14 protein-coding genes and 1 tRNA gene are annotated in these 13,579 nt (G+C 64.6%); 8 read left to right on the plus strand and 7 right to left on the minus strand.

Annotated elements, in window-relative coordinates:
• The first annotated feature begins 161 nt into the window (after positions 1-161).
• Both ACFORO_RS34590 and ACFORO_RS34595 read left to right on the plus strand, forming a co-directional pair.
• Positions 162-761, plus strand: a complete 600-nt coding sequence (locus tag ACFORO_RS34590; RefSeq protein WP_377874324.1) for a TetR/AcrR family transcriptional regulator — start codon at positions 162-164, stop codon at positions 759-761.
• A 139-nt stretch (positions 762-900) separates the two neighbouring features.
• The gene (locus ACFORO_RS34595; protein ID WP_377874322.1) at positions 901-1,503 is read left to right on the plus strand and encodes a MarR family winged helix-turn-helix transcriptional regulator; all 603 of its coding nucleotides are present in this window, start codon (positions 901-903) and stop codon (positions 1,501-1,503) included.
• A gap of 3 nt (positions 1,504-1,506) precedes the next feature.
• Here ACFORO_RS34595 and ACFORO_RS34600 read toward each other — a convergent pair whose 3' ends face one another.
• Positions 1,507-2,973, minus strand: coding sequence for a catalase (locus ACFORO_RS34600; RefSeq protein ID WP_377874320.1), 1,467 nt, complete (start codon positions 2,971-2,973; stop codon positions 1,507-1,509).
• Between the two features lie 111 nt (positions 2,974-3,084).
• Here ACFORO_RS34600 and ACFORO_RS34605 point away from each other — a divergent pair, with 111 nt between their 5' ends.
• From ACFORO_RS34605 to ACFORO_RS34620, 4 genes are all read left to right on the plus strand, one after another.
• A complete protein-coding gene (locus tag ACFORO_RS34605; protein ID WP_377874318.1) occupies positions 3,085-3,672 on the plus strand; it encodes a protoglobin domain-containing protein in 588 nt (195 codons plus the stop codon).
• Entirely contained in the window at positions 3,669-4,199 is a 531-nt protein-coding gene (locus ACFORO_RS34610) for a hypothetical protein (protein WP_377874316.1), read from the plus strand. The genes ACFORO_RS34605 and ACFORO_RS34610 overlap by 4 nt, the downstream gene beginning before the upstream one ends.
• Before the next feature lie 59 nt (positions 4,200-4,258).
• On the plus strand, positions 4,259-4,804 hold the full coding sequence (locus ACFORO_RS34615) for a carboxymuconolactone decarboxylase family protein (RefSeq protein WP_377874314.1): 546 nt from the start codon (positions 4,259-4,261) through the stop codon (positions 4,802-4,804).
• A 98-nt stretch (positions 4,805-4,902) separates the two neighbouring features.
• Complete coding sequence (locus ACFORO_RS34620; protein ID WP_377874312.1) at positions 4,903-5,589, plus strand: MOSC domain-containing protein; 687 nt, start codon at positions 4,903-4,905, stop codon at positions 5,587-5,589.
• A gap of 127 nt (positions 5,590-5,716) precedes the next feature.
• Here ACFORO_RS34620 and ACFORO_RS34625 read toward each other — a convergent pair whose 3' ends face one another.
• The 3 genes from ACFORO_RS34625 to ACFORO_RS34635 form a co-directional block, all read right to left on the minus strand.
• Positions 5,717-7,354, minus strand: coding sequence for an FAD-dependent oxidoreductase (locus ACFORO_RS34625; protein ID WP_377874310.1), 1,638 nt, complete (start codon positions 7,352-7,354; stop codon positions 5,717-5,719).
• Positions 7,355-7,389: 35 nt separating this feature from the next.
• Positions 7,390-7,863, minus strand: coding sequence for a MarR family winged helix-turn-helix transcriptional regulator (locus ACFORO_RS34630; protein WP_377874308.1), 474 nt, complete (start codon positions 7,861-7,863; stop codon positions 7,390-7,392).
• A 128-nt stretch (positions 7,864-7,991) separates the two neighbouring features.
• The gene (locus ACFORO_RS34635; protein ID WP_377874306.1) at positions 7,992-8,936 is read right to left on the minus strand and encodes a LysR family transcriptional regulator; all 945 of its coding nucleotides are present in this window, start codon (positions 8,934-8,936) and stop codon (positions 7,992-7,994) included.
• A 394-nt stretch (positions 8,937-9,330) separates the two neighbouring features.
• Between ACFORO_RS34635 and ACFORO_RS34640 the strand changes: the two genes are divergently transcribed.
• Positions 9,331-11,520 (plus strand): hypothetical protein, encoded by a 2,190-nt coding sequence (locus ACFORO_RS34640; RefSeq protein ID WP_377874304.1) that lies wholly within the window; start codon positions 9,331-9,333, stop codon positions 11,518-11,520.
• Here ACFORO_RS34640 and ACFORO_RS34645 read toward each other — a convergent pair whose 3' ends face one another.
• Positions 11,521-11,991, minus strand: coding sequence for an NUDIX hydrolase (locus ACFORO_RS34645; protein WP_377874302.1), 471 nt, complete (start codon positions 11,989-11,991; stop codon positions 11,521-11,523). It lies immediately after the preceding gene.
• 93 nt (positions 11,992-12,084) lie between these two features.
• Here ACFORO_RS34645 and ACFORO_RS34655 point away from each other — a divergent pair, with 93 nt between their 5' ends.
• Positions 12,085-12,294 carry a hypothetical protein gene (locus ACFORO_RS34655; RefSeq protein ID WP_377874300.1) on the plus strand — a complete coding sequence of 70 codons (210 nt, stop codon included), beginning with the start codon at positions 12,085-12,087 and terminating at the stop codon, positions 12,292-12,294.
• A 14-nt stretch (positions 12,295-12,308) separates the two neighbouring features.
• Here ACFORO_RS34655 and ACFORO_RS34660 read toward each other — a convergent pair.
• Together ACFORO_RS34660 and ACFORO_RS34665 are read right to left on the minus strand one after the other, a co-directional pair.
• Positions 12,309-12,381: transfer RNA gene (locus ACFORO_RS34660), tRNA-Lys, on the minus strand.
• A 68-nt stretch (positions 12,382-12,449) separates the two neighbouring features.
• Complete coding sequence (locus ACFORO_RS34665; RefSeq protein ID WP_377874298.1) at positions 12,450-13,538, minus strand: epoxide hydrolase family protein; 1,089 nt, start codon at positions 13,536-13,538, stop codon at positions 12,450-12,452.
• Positions 13,539-13,579: the final 41 nt, after the last annotated feature.

Consider the following 13,579-nt stretch of genomic DNA (forward strand, 5'->3'; position numbering starts at 1 on the left):
CTTCACCCCCGATCCCGGCGGCAGCATGACTTGACAAACCCCATTGGGAAGTCCTTTCGAGAATTTTCAGCATCGGCACGCACCGTGCCGATCGAGAAATGATGATGTACGCGACCTCCACTGGTTGTCAACGGCACGCAACGTGCCGATAAGATGACGACATGGCCGACCAGCCCGCCGCACCGCGACGCAGAGGCGCCGCCCGCACCGACGAACTGCTTCAAGCGACCCTCGACCTGGCCGCGGAGGTCGGCTACGCGGGCCTGAACATCGAAGCGGTCGCCCGCCGGGCCGGAGTCGGCAAACACACGATCTACCGCCGCTGGCCGTCCATGGCGGCACTCCTGCTGGACGCGCTGAGCCGCGTATGGACCACGGACCTGGACTACCGCGACACCGGCGACGTCCGAGCAGACCTGCGCGAACAGTTCCTGCGCTCGGGCCCCGCGCTCTCCGGCCCACCGGTCGGCCCCGTCTACCGGGGGCTGATCGCCGAGGCGCAATCCGATCCCGCCCTGCGAGCGACCCTGCACGAACGATTCCTGCTCACCGTGGAGAGGCGCACGCTCGAACGGATCACCCGTGCGCAGCACACCGGAGAACTGGTGGAAAACGCGAACCTGGAATTCGCGGCCGAGGTGCTGTGCGGCACGTTGTACTACCGCCATCTGCTGTCGACCCGCGTGGTCGACGAAGACACCGTCGACCAGCTGCTGGACATGTTCATGGCCGCGTACGGAACTGCCGGGCCCGCGGTCTGACCTGCAGCCGCTGGATGCCGGGCGACCCCGTACGGCTTCTCCTCGAACCGAGCGTGCCGGTTCCGTCATCAGCCGAGGTCTGCCGCGTCCGTGGTCTACCATGGAAACGGTAAGGAGTCCTAACTTCAAGGCGGAGCGCATGACCGGATCGCACGGCGAGGCCGACCTGGATCGGAGGCTGGCCGACGCCATCGAACGGCTCGGAAACGGTCTGCGGTCGCTCTCGCAGCGCAGCGCCCGCGGCCACGGCTTGTCGCCGTTGCAGCAGCAGGCTGTGCTGGCGTTGTCCCGGCAGCCCGAGGCCCGGTGCGAGGTGAACGCGCTCGCCGCGGAGTTCGACGTCACCACGCCGACGATGTCCGACGCGGTCGGCGCGCTGGAGCGCAAGGAACTGCTCACGCGGTCCCCGATCCCGGACGGCCGCCGTCGGCGGCTCGTCTTGACCGAACGAGGCGAGGCGGTCGCCCGTGAACTGGCGGCGTGGGACGAGCAGGTGGTGACCTCGCTGGGAAAGCTGCCCACTAGCGACCGGGCGACGACCCTGCACACCCTCCTTCAGGTCATCGCGGACCTGCAACGCCAGGGGGTGGTGAGTGTCGCGCGTACGTGCACCACCTGTCGCTTCTTCAGTCCCGACAAGCACGCTGACCCGTCGGCGCCGCATCATTGCGAGCTGCTGCGGACACCGTTGCCGCTGACCGATTTGCGCACCGACTGCCCGGAGCATCAGCCGGCGGCGTAGTGCTCAGAGCGTGCCGATCGCCTCGCAAGCCTTGCGGACTCCGGTGCCGTAGGCGGGGTCCGCCCGGCTGCAGTTCGCGATGTGTTTCTCGACGGTTTCCGTTCGCGCGCCTTTGATCGCGCGCGCGGTGTTGTCGAAGAGGGCCTGCTGTTGCGTCTCGGTCATGCGCCGGAACAGGTCGCCTGGCTGCTCGAAGTAGTTGTCGTCGTCCTCGCGGTAGTCGAACCTGTCGGCAACCGCTCCGACGGCGGACGCGGGCTCGGCGTGCTGTGGCTGTTCCGTCCAGCGGCCGAAGTTGTTCGGCTCGACGCCCGGGACGCCGCCCTGGTTGCCGTCGACGCGCATGGCTCCGTCGCGGTGGTAGGTGTTCACGAGCGTGGCCGCGCGCGGATAGTTGACCGGGATCTGGTGGTGGTTCACGCCGACCCGGTAGCGGGCCGCGTCGCCGTAGGAGAACAGCCGACCCTGCAGCATTTTGTCCGGGCTGACCGAGATGCCCGGCACCAGGTTGGCCGGGGTGAACGCGGCCTGCTCGACGTCGGCGAAGTAGTTCTCCGGGTTGCGGTTCAGTTCGAGTTCGCCGACCTCGACGAGCGGGTAGTCCTTCTTGCTCCACACCTTCGTCAGGTCGAACGGGTGGAACCGGTAGGTCGCCGCGTCCGCCTCCGGCATGAGCTGCACATACAGCGTCCACTTAGGATAGTCGCCGCGCTCGACGGCGTCGTAGAGGTCGCGGTGGTGCGATTCGCGGTCCCGGCCGATGAGTTCGGTGGCCTGCTCGTCGCTGAGGTTCTCGATCCCTTGCTGGGTACGGAAATGGAATTTCACCCAGTGGCGTTCGCTTGCGGCGTTGATGAGGCTGAAGGTGTGCGAACCGAAGCCGTGCATGTGCCGGTAGGTCTTCGGGATGCCGCGGTCGCTCATCACGATGGTGACCTGGTGCAGCGACTCCGGCAGGTTCGTCCAGAAACCCCAGTTGTTCTCGGGATCCCGCAGGTTCGTCCGCGGGTCCCGCTTGACCGCGCGGTTCAGGTCGGGGAATTTCAGCGGGTCGCGGTGGAAGAAGACCGGGGTGTTATTGCCGACCAGGTCCCAGTTTCCTTGCGTGGTGTAGAAGCGTGCGGCGAATCCGCGAATGTCGCGTTCGGCGTCGGCGGCACCGCGTTCCCCGGCGACCGTGGAGAAGCGCACGAACGTCTCGCACTCGTTGCCGACCTGGCCGAAGAGCGCGGCTTTCGTGTACCGGCTGATGTCGTGCGTGACGGTGAACTTCCCGAAGGCGCCGGACCCCTTGGCGTGCATCCGCCGTTCCGGGATCACCTCGCGGTCGAAGTGGGCGAGCTTCTCGAGCAGCCAGAGGTCTTGGAGCAGCACAGGACCGCGCGGACCCGCGGTGAGGCTGTTCTGGTTGTCGGCGACTGGTGCGCCGGCCGCGGTGGTCAACGGATCGGTGTTGTCGGCGGAGGTCATTGCTTCTCTCTTGCTCTCGAGAACGGATAGGTAGGACTCCTAGCGATATTGTGGCATGCTGTCGATGCAGGCACAAGGAAGGCCTTGGCCCCAAGGAAGGCAGCGCATGAGATGAACGCTCCCGCCATACCCGGCTACACCCATGACGATCCCGCGCTCCCGGCGTCCCAGGTCACCGCGGAAGACCTCGAAAAACTGAAGGCGACCGTCCTTTTCGGACCGGACGACGAGGCCGCGTTGCGCACGGCCGGCGAAGTCCTCAATGGACAGATCGAGCAGGTCCTCGACGTCTGGTACGGCTTCGTGGGCTCGCATCCGCATCTGCTCGCGTACTTCTCCACGCCGTCCGGCGAGCCGATCGCCGACTATCTCGACCGGGTGCGGTCGCGGTTCGGACAGTGGATCGTCGACACCTGCACCCGTCCCTACGACGAGCGATGGCTGGCGTATCAGCAGGAAATCGCCCTGCGGCACACCGCGGAAAAGAAGAACCAGACCGACCGGGCCGACTCGGTGCCGCACATCCCGTTGCGCTACCTGGTCGCGTTCATCTACCCGATCAGCGCGACGATCCGCCCGTTCCTCGCCGCGGGCGGGCACAGCGACGAGCAGGTCGAGGCGATGTTCCAGGCCTGGTTCAAATCCGTCACGCTGCAGGTCACGCTGTGGTCGCGGCCCTATGCCGAGTCCGCGTGGTGACCGCCGCTGTCCTCGGGAAAGCGGCGGCTCCGGAATGGACGACGACCCGGTGGTTCAACAGCGATCCGCTGACGCTCGCCGGTCTGCGCGGCCGGGTGGTCGCGTTGGAGGCGTTCCAGATGCTGTGCCCCGGTTGCGTGAGCCACGGTCTTCCGCAAGCGGGCAGGCTGGCCCGGTCCTTCGGCGATGACCTCGTCGTGGTCGGTTTGCACAGCGTCTTCGAGCACCACGAGGCGATGACGCCGATCAGCCTGGAAGCGTTCCTGTCCGAGTACAAGATCAGATTCCCGGTCGGCGTCGACGCGCACCGCGGCGGTGATCCGACACCGATCACCTTCGGCCGGTACGGAATGCGGGGCACGCCGTCCCTGGTGCTCATCGACCGCGACGGCACACTCCGAGGCCACTATTTCGGCGCGGTCGAAGACCTGGAACTCGCGACCGCGGTAACCCGGCTGATCGACGAAACGCCCGTTGACACGGCAGCACCGGACGCCGTCTGCACGGCCGACGGGACCTGCACCTGACGTTCGCACTCCTCAGTGCGCTCACGAAACAACTACCTCTGACAGGAGCACCAACCCCGATGTCCCGAGTGACCTTGATCGACCCCCAGGACGCCACCGGCGAAGCGAAGTCCCTCTTGTCCGAAATCACCGCGGCATTCGGCACCACCCCGGCCATGTTCAAGGCCGTCGCCAATTCCTCCGCCGCGCTCAAGATGATGTGGGGCGGCTTCGGCGCGCTCGGCGGCGGACGGCTGGGCGCCAAGCTCGGGGAGCAGATCGCTGTGCTGGTCGCCGACCGCAACGGCTGCGAGTACTGCCTGGCGGCCCACACCGCACTCGGCCGGAAAGCCGGGGTCTCCGCCGAGCACATGAGTCACGCCCAGGCCGGCCACTCCGCCGATCCGCGCACCGACGCCGCGCTCGGTTTCGCGGCCAAGCTGGTGGAAAACCGCGCCCACGTAACCGATTCCGATGTGGAAACCCTGCGCAAGGCGGGCTTCGACGACGAAGAGATCGTGGAGCTGGTAGCGCACGTCGCGCTCAACCTCTTCACCAACTACCTCAACGTCGCGCTGTCGGTTCCCGTCGACTTCCCGAAGGTCGCGCTGCGCAAGGCCAGCTGACCTGGAGCGGGCGGCAGGTCGACGGCCTGCCGCCCGCATTCGGCGTACACTCGAGAGGAGCTTCCCGTGCTTTTTCACCTGCTGCCCAAGGGAAAGCGATGAACGGCGGACACGTCGCAGTCGTCTCCGCCGGTGTCGTGCGACCGATGTCCTGGCGCGGCCGCACAGTGCTGTCCGGCATCCAGAAAACCCCGGTGCGCGGTCCGGTCGACGTCGGACCGCTCGGCCTGGCGCACGACGAACAAGGCGACCGGAAACACCACGGCGGTCCCGACAAGGCAGTTCTCCTTTATCCGGACGAGCATTACCAGGCCTGGGACGGAGTTCTGGGCACTGTCGCTCCGCCAGCGTTCGGCGAAAACCTCACCACCGCGGAGATACTGGAAGACAACGTCGTGGTGGGCTCGATCTACCTCGTCGGCTCCGTTGCGCTACAGGTGACCCAGCCGCGCCGGCCCTGCTACCGGCTCGCCGCCCACCACGGCCTTCCGGACCTCGCCGTCCAAATCCAGCGCACCGGCCGGACCGGCATCTACTGCCGGGTCGCGAGACCGGGCCGCCTGACCGCGGGCGACCGGCTCGACCTGGTTCTTCGCCCGGCGCACGGAATCACCGTCGCCGAAGTGCACCGCGTGCTCAACATCGACCGCACCGACCGGGCCGCCGCCGAACATCTCCTCAATCATCCCGAGGTGCTGCCCGCTTCCTGGACGACACTGCTGCGCAAACGCCTCGACGGGCACCTCGACGACCAATCGACTCGTTTGTACGGCAGCCGGGATTAGGCGTTCGGAAACGAGCGTTCTTGTGCGGAAGCTGTCCTCAGCGGATCACCGAGCTGGTGGAGCGGCGGCATTCGAACCCGTGCTGTGTCCCGGGGTCTCGCCATGATCGAATCGCGCAAGACTCTGCTCAAGGCTTTGCTTTGCCACTGGGTGGGTTCTGGCCAAGAGAGGGGTTGGCGGTGACCGCTTCCGGAGTCTGGCTCGGATGTGCCAGCGGGACGCCGAGCCAGGTCTGCAGTTCCTTGTCCAGCGAGCCCGGGTCGGGCTCGCCCGCCCAGGCGACGTAACCGTCGGGCCGTACGAACAGGGCCGCCGGAGCGTCGTCGGTCAGCGGGGCCGCGGTGATTGTCCGCATGCGGTCGCGGTAGGGGGCAGCGAGTTCGTGCAGCGCACCGGAGGGGTCCAGCAGGAGCGCTCTGCCGTCGTGCATGTGGTCGGCGAGCCGGGACCCGTCAGCCAGCGCGTAGTCGGGTGTGCTGGTGCCGACCAACGGATGGTCACCGGAAAGGTCGTAGCGCTGCCACACACCCGAGATCTTCTTCGCGAGGTACGTGGCGCCATCCGCGGTCCGTGCCAAGTCGGCCACCACCTCGCGCAGCGCACGGGCATGGGGATCCGGGCGCATCACCGCGATCTGGGCACGCGTCCAGTCCAGCACCCAGGCGCCGAGGGGATGCCGCTCCGCGGTGTAGGTGTCCAGCAGCCCGTCCGGCGCCGTCCCCCGCACAGTGGCGGCGAGCTTCCAGCCGAGGTTCATCGCGTCGCCCACACTCAGGTTGAGCCCCTGTCCGCCGAACGGAGGGTGCACATGGGCCGCGTCGCCGGCGAGCAGCACCCGCCCCTGCCGGTAGGTCGTGGCCTGCCGGGTGTTGTCGGTGAACCGGGTCAGGCTCCTGATCCCGGTGACCGTGGCGTCGGCGCCGGTCACGTGGCGAATGGCTGCCTGCAGGTCCTCGGCGGTCGCTGGGGTGTCGCGGTCGGCCGGTGCGCCGTCGAACGCGACCGTGGTGATCCGCCCGCGCGGCGGGTCGTTGAGGTAGACGCCGGTGTCGGTCGCGTGCCAGCCGACGCCAAGGTCCTCCACGCCGACCATGTCGGCGATCCCGTGGTAGCCGGTGATTTCCGGTTCGGTGCCGGGGAAATCGAACCTGGCGAGCTTGCGCACGGTACTGCGGCCGCCGTCGCAGCCGACCAGCCATCCGCACCGGATCGGCCCCTGATCGGTCGCGACCGTCACTCCTTCGTCGTCCTGCTCGAAACCAGTCACTTCCACCCCGCGGCGAACTTCCGCGCCGAGCCTGGCGGCGCGGTCCGCGAGGATCGCCTCGACCTGCTTCTGGTGGACCAGGGCGACCAGGTCCGGGGGACAGAGCCCAGCCAGGTCCGGGTCGGACTCGTCCAGCATCTCGTCGCTGAGCATGATCGCCGCGAAATGTCCGGAGAACCTGGGCAGCGCGCTCGTGCCGTCCGGACGCCGGGTGGAAAGGTAGGAGACGGTCCACTCCGTCTCCTGCTGGGCTTTCCGCAGCGCGGGAAGCAGGCCGCGCCGGTAGAACGCCTCGATATTGGGCCGGTTCAGGGTTCCTGCCTTGAGGATCGGATCGACCTCGGTCAACCGTTCCAGCACGATGACCGAGGCGCCGCCGGTCCGCAACTCGCCGGCCAGCATCAGCCCCGCGGGGCCGGCCCCGGCGATCACCACGTCGCAGTCGGCCGGCCGCCCGGCCGCGTGGGATCGCGAGGAAGCGGTGGATGGTGTGGTCATGGTGTACCTCCGCACTGGATCGGGTGGCCAAGTCGTCAGGACCTGGCCTGGGCCTCCGACTGGCGAGCGGTCTCGCTCAACCGCCGGACGATCGGTCGAATCACGTGCATCGCCAACCGAAGCGAGGCGTCGTCCTCGGGGGAGAGCGTTGCCAGCAACTCCGTCAGGCGGTCATGGCGCTCGCGGAGACGGTCGGCCACCAGGGTGCGACCGGCGTCGCTGAGCGCGATGAGCGACGCCCTCCCGTCCTGGGGATCTCTGACCCGGGCCACCAGCCCCTGCCGTTCCAGGCGCTGCACCAACTGGCTCGTCGAGGGCTGGCTGGCACCTACCGCCTCAGCCAGTGCGGTCAGCCGGGTCGGGCCGTCCCGGTAGAGCCTGCCCAGGCACGTGATCGCGGGGAACGTCAGGCTTCCGTGGTCGTTCAGGTGCCGGATCATCAGGTGGATGACCTCGTCGAAAGCCTCCGTGACGTCATCCCGCCCGTGGTCGCGCTCGCTCTCGCCCATAGCCGATTTATATCACTAGATTATGTAACTGGCTAGCGACTCAAGGGTTGTCACTGCCCTTCAGGTCCGTTTTATCGTGATATAGCCTGGATTTTGGTCACACGAACCTTCTCGCAGGTCGGGACAAGTTATATTACATTCGTATGTAATGAAGTGCGGCCGATGTCCGATGCCGTCGCGGATCGGTTCAGCGCGGCCTGGGCGGCCTCGCGGAAGGCGGCCACCAAGTGCGCGGTCTCCCCGTCGCGGGTGGCGAGCACCACCTGGCAGGGCTCGAAGCCGTGCAGCGGGATCGAGGTCAGGTCCGGGCGGGTGCTGTCGGCACGCAGCCCGGCGGGCACGATGGCGACGACCTGCCCGGAGGCGATCAGTTCGAACGAGTCCTCGAGGTGGCCGATCAGCGGGCCGTCGGGTGCCGGCGTGCCGTCCGGCCGGGGTTCCAGCCGCCAGTACGCGTCCCACTCCGCATCGGGCAGCCTCGGCATGGGCTCGGTCGCGATGTCGTCGAGGGTGACCGATTCCCGGCCGGCCAGCCGGTGGTCCCCGGCCACGAGCAGCACCCGGGGCTCCTCGTGCAGGACGGTGACGCGCAGCCCATCAGCGGCGAACGGCAGTCGCGTCACGACGGCGTCCACCCGGTGACCGAACAGGGCCGTCCGCACCTCGGACAGTTCCAAGTGCACGGTGTGCACCTCGGCCTCGGGGTGGTGGTGGCGCAGTCGCCGCACTGCCGGCGTGATGATCAGCCCGCGCGTGTGGCCAACGGTGACCCGGCTGGGCACCGCGGCCGCACGGGCCTCCGCCGCGGCCGTTGCGGCGACGGCGAGCAATTGCCTGGCGTGGGGAAGGAACGCGGCTCCGGCGGGGGTAAGGCGGGTGCCCTGCCGGTCGCGATCGAGCAGCCGGGCGCCGACGCGCTGCTCAAGGGTCCGGATCTGGCGGCTCAGGCTCGGCTGTGTGACGTGCAGCAGTGCCGCGGCGCGGCCGAAGTGCTGCTGCTCGGCGACCATCGCGAAGTAGCGGACCAGCCGGAGGTCGAACTCGGCCGGTGGCAGCGCGTTGGTCGGGTGCACAACTTTCCAGCCTTGACGCGGTGCTACCGACCGTTGTCACGATCAGGCTTCGGGGTGGCCTCAGGCGATGCGTGTGCGTAACAGGTCCAGGATGGTCGGCGACTGTTTGCGCATGGGTGGGTTGTCCGGTTCTGGCGCGAGGGCCACGCGTGCTGCTGTCGGGCGGCGCTGGGGTCCGGCACCGCTGGCGGACGCGCGGCCCGGCCGGTGGGCGGAGCGGAGCGGGAGCCCGCCGTGTCGGGATCGCGGCGGCCGCCCAGGTGAGGGGCTACGGACCGCAGCAGGCGCGCCGCCCGGCGGCGCGCCCTTGATCCTATAGAGCCAAATTCTGCAAACGTCGCAGAATCGCGAGTTGTGTCGTACACCAATCTCGATCAGCGGACAGGTGGATTTGATGAACGCCGAAAGTCTCGAGTTTGCTCTCCGCAGTCTCAAATACCCAGACTGGCGCCGCTTGGAGACCTTTGCATCTCAGTTCATTGCGTCGGAGCTTTCGAGCTATAGAAACATGGCAGCGACCTACGGGGACATGGGACGAGACGGTGAAGCCTATTGTTTAGGCGCACGATCCACGAGTCTCTATCAGATATCTACGTCAGAGGACTGGAAGGCTAAGATATCTCAGACCGTCGCTAGGCTTCGGCAAAATTTCAAGGAAATCGATGAATTGGTTTACTTGACCAACCGGGAAATTGGCCCATCTGCCGATGATTTGAAGAAAACTCTGCGCATCGACTTCAATATAAGCTTGGATGTTAGAGACTTATCTTGGTTCGTTGATAGGCAGTTCACTAATCCGCAACGGGAGAGCGCTAGCGAGTCGCTTATTGAGCATGTTGTCGGGCCGCTTCTGGCAATGAACAAGATAACTTCTGATGTCGCGCATGCGATTACCGACCAAGAAGCGCGGATCGGATTACTTCACTTGGCTCTCGATGCCAGCGATAAAGCGACTGATAAAGGTCTCACTAGAAGCTCTTTCGAGTCGTTAACTTTGGCCGCGCTTCATGATACCGACTCAGGAAACCGGATTTCCGCCGAGGAGGTCACGAAGCGTGTGCAGGCAATGCTTCCGGCCGATGTTGGTCACCAAGTAGGCGTTTATGTGACGGGAGCGCTGGCACGCTTATCCAAGAAGAATGGGAAAGTTAAGCATTGGACTAAAACAAGCGACTACTGTCTTAGTCACGATGAGATACTGGCCATCAAGGCTGAGCTGAGCCAATTTATGTTGGAAGAGGCGCAGGTAGAGGGAAAAATTTCCGAAAAGCTCGGCATTTATATTGATCAATTGAAGGATGATTCTAAAAGGGCCGCCCTGGCGGCTAAGGCTGTAAAGGCAGCGCTAGAAGAATCACTACTTCACTTGGGTGAAAGGTTTGCGACTCAGGTTGCGAACGGGGAGCCTCATCCAGTGGACTCGGCGGAATTTAAGACCATATTGGGAAAAAGTAGATCCAAGGAGCTCCGCGGTATCGACTTGGATCGCGTAGTCGACGCGGCATGTGCATTTATAGCAGATGCCGACCAGGCGACCTGCAAGCATCTCCGTCGACTTGGGGACGCCTACACGCTGTTTGCTTTCCTTCGTCAGACAGCTGATGTGCAAAAGGCAATCGTGAATCTGTTCGCGGATGGCCAAGTCTGGCTCGACACCACTGTTGTTCTTCCACTGATAGCAGAAAGCTTAATTGCGGAAGGCGAGCCTAAAAGATATACCAACATTTTACACGCGGCTTTTACTGCAGGTCTCAAATTTTATGTAACAGATGGCGTGATTGAAGAAGTGTTGTCGCATATCAATCGGGCCATACTATGCAATAGGAGCACTGCCGCATGGCGATCTAATGTCCCATTTCTCTATTCTGAATATATAAACTCAGGTCGATCGGCGAGTAGCTTTACGGACTGGATAGACGAGTTCCGCGGTAATTCACGTCCTGCGGATGATGTCGCCGACTACCTCCTCGAAGAGTTCCAGATAGGGCGGAGAAATCTGCGTGATGAGATGGATCGAGCGGACCCTGAAGTAAGAGCGGCGGTCAAAGAGTACTGGATTAACGTGCACAATCAACGTCGCAATCAGGGTCAATTGGAATCGGCTGTCGATCCTATCAAGATATTGAAGTTGGCCGAGCATGATACGGAATGCTTTGTTGGTATATTAAAGGTAAGAGAAGAGGATCGAAGCAACTCTCGCGGTTACAGGCAATGGTGGCTTTGTTTGGATAGGGCTGCAGTAAGCATTGGCCCTAAGATTCGCGAGTCGTTGCTGGACTGGCGGGAAAAGTCGCCGGTTATGAATCCAGACTTCCTCACAGAGTACTTGCGTATCGGTCCTACTCGGTCGGCTCTATCTCAGGATCAAAGGGTAAGCATTCCTGTTCTGACGGAAATGGCCAAGCATGCCAGTATTTCTCCGGACTTAATCAAAGTTGCAGACGAGGCACGTGCTCAAAACTCTAATATGTCAGAACGTCGCATACAGAGAATGGTCAGAGATCGCCTCGATACAAGAAGGTCTCACGATCCCCGTCATCGTCCACGCTCGCTCACGGATATACAGGATGAGCTGGTCGAGTAGTTAGCTATAAAACGGTAGATCTTGCGAATAAAGAGCATGCTGGATGCGCAGATCAATTGACGGGTGTATTTCTAAATTTGGAAGAGTTTCGGGGGCAAGCCAAAAAACTTCCTTGCTTTCGTTGCTTGTCCTAGGACTGCCGCCGACTGGGCTCGCCCGAAAGCATATCGAGAACTCTCGACGGACCTCTCCGTCGTCGTATGCGATGACATGGTGTGGATTGGAGTACAGGCCAACCACCCCTGTGACCTCGCACTCGATGCCGGTCTCCTCCCGAACCTCACGTACGACTGCCTGGGCAAGCGTTTCACCCAACTCCAGCTGGCCGCCGGGAATGGCATACAGATCGTTGTCGGTCCGGCGGATCATCAGAATCCGCTCTTCATCGTCCTGGATGAAAGCGGACACCGCGACGGCGATGCTGTTGGCCTTGGGCGCGTTGGGGTCGTTGTAGTAGTCGACGCGGGCCATGTGGTGCCTCCTAGATGGTGGCGGGTTTGGCGAGGTTCCAGACGGTCTCGAAGCTCTCCGAGTAGGTCTCGAAGAGGTCCCCGGCGGACCGCGATGGACGACGCGGGCATCCCGACCCGGCTGATCGCGGACCATCTCGGCCACTCGCGGGTGTCGATGACGCAGGACAGCTACCTGGAGCGGAAGGCGGTGGACCCGGTCACGGCGATGGCCCTGGAAGGGCTGCTGGATAATCCGTCCGCCCCAAAACCGGGGATAAACCGGGGAACTGATCTTGACCGCAGGTCCGAGACAAGCCGCTGACCTGGAAGTTTGAGTGGGCCGCCTGGGGCTCGAACCCAGAACCTACGGATTAAAAGTCCGCAGCTCTACCAATTGAGCTAACGGCCCGCGCGCTCAGTCTAGCGGGCGCGGCCCGGCCGCTCGCCGGGGTGGGTGTCCACCCCGGCAGCCCGGCTTCACCGCATAGACCGGACCTGCGTCACGAAGCGAGCGAGATCCGCTGCGTAAGCCTCCGGCTGGTCCATCGCGATGAAGTGGTGCCCAGCCGGATTGTCGACCGGCCAGTGCACGATCTCCGACTCTCGTGCGGCCAGCCGCCGGATCCCCGGTACCCCGCTGTACACCCCGGTCGGCGCCTCCTTTTGGCCCCGCGGCCAGGCGAAACCGGTGCTTGAGTAGAACGACCACGACGACGTCCCGAAGGTCCCGGTGAACCAGTACACGCTCAGGTTCGTCAGGAACGCGTCCAGCATCTCGTCCAGCGGCCGACCGCCGGCGTTGAACTCGTGGAACTTCTGCGCCATCCACGCCAGCGCGGCCACGGGGGAGTCGTTCCAGCCATAAGCGAACGTCTGCGGCGCGGTGCGCAGCAGGGCGTGGTGGTCGACGCCGTTCATCCAGTCCTGGGACATCATCTCGGTGAACGCCAAGCGCTCCGCAGAGTCCAGATCAGGCAAGTCGGCTTCCGTGGGAATCCCCAGGCCAGCGGTGATGTAGACGCCCAGCACCGGAGCGACCCGCGCGACTTCTGGGGCCACGTAGGCACCGAGGTCGCCGCCTTGGACGACGTAGTCGCGGTAGCCCAGGCGACGCATCAGTTCGGCCCATGCGCGGGCTACGCGGGCGGCGTCCCAGCCTGCGCCGGGCGCGGAGGAGAAGCCGAAGCCGGGCAATGAAGGCACGACGACGTGGAAGTCCGAGAGGTGCTCGATCAGGTCCGCGAACTCGACGAAGGAGTTCGGCCAGCCGTGCGTCAGCAACACCGGCGTGGCGTCCGGCGAGGCGGACGGGACGTGCAGGAAGTGCAGGTCGACGCCGTCGATTTCGGTCTGGAACTGCGGGAATTCGTTCAACCGGGCCTCGTGGGCGCGCCAGTCGTAGCCGGTCGTCCAGTACGACGCGACCTCGCGCAGCCAGTCGACCGGCACCCCGCGGTCCCAGCCTTCGCCGGGCAGCGGCGCCGGCCAGCGGGTCTGCGTGAGCCGGGCGCGCAGGTCGGCTAGGGCGGCGTCGGAGATGTCGATGCGAAACGGGCGAATGTTCATGAGGAGAACGCTAGAGGCCATGTAGGTCAGATATGGTCCTA

The organism is Amycolatopsis halotolerans, assembly GCF_042647905.1.
GTDB lineage: Bacteria > Actinomycetota > Actinomycetes > Mycobacteriales > Pseudonocardiaceae > Amycolatopsis > Amycolatopsis halotolerans.

Bases quoted from the DNA above. Each gene is read 5' to 3' on its own strand.
- ACFORO_RS34590 (WP_377874324.1), top strand. From the start codon at position 162: ATGGCCGACCAGCCCGCCGCACCGCGACGCAGAGGCGCCGCCCGCACC.
- ACFORO_RS34595 (WP_377874322.1), top strand. From the start codon at position 901: ATGACCGGATCGCACGGCGAGGCCGACCTGGATCGGAGGCTGGCCGAC.
- ACFORO_RS34600 (WP_377874320.1), bottom strand. From the start codon at position 2,973: ATGACCTCCGCCGACAACACCGATCCGTTGACCACCGCGGCCGGCGCA.
- ACFORO_RS34605 (WP_377874318.1), top strand. From the start codon at position 3,085: ATGAACGCTCCCGCCATACCCGGCTACACCCATGACGATCCCGCGCTC.
- ACFORO_RS34615 (WP_377874314.1), top strand. From the start codon at position 4,259: ATGTCCCGAGTGACCTTGATCGACCCCCAGGACGCCACCGGCGAAGCG.
- ACFORO_RS34620 (WP_377874312.1), top strand. From the start codon at position 4,903: ATGAACGGCGGACACGTCGCAGTCGTCTCCGCCGGTGTCGTGCGACCG.
- ACFORO_RS34625 (WP_377874310.1), bottom strand. From the start codon at position 7,354: ATGACCACACCATCCACCGCTTCCTCGCGATCCCACGCGGCCGGGCGG.
- ACFORO_RS34630 (WP_377874308.1), bottom strand. From the start codon at position 7,863: ATGGGCGAGAGCGAGCGCGACCACGGGCGGGATGACGTCACGGAGGCT.
- ACFORO_RS34640 (WP_377874304.1), top strand. From the start codon at position 9,331: ATGAACGCCGAAAGTCTCGAGTTTGCTCTCCGCAGTCTCAAATACCCA.
- ACFORO_RS34645 (WP_377874302.1), bottom strand. From the start codon at position 11,991: ATGGCCCGCGTCGACTACTACAACGACCCCAACGCGCCCAAGGCCAAC.
- ACFORO_RS34655 (WP_377874300.1), top strand. From the start codon at position 12,085: ATGGACGACGCGGGCATCCCGACCCGGCTGATCGCGGACCATCTCGGC.
- ACFORO_RS34665 (WP_377874298.1), bottom strand. From the start codon at position 13,538: ATGAACATTCGCCCGTTTCGCATCGACATCTCCGACGCCGCCCTAGCC.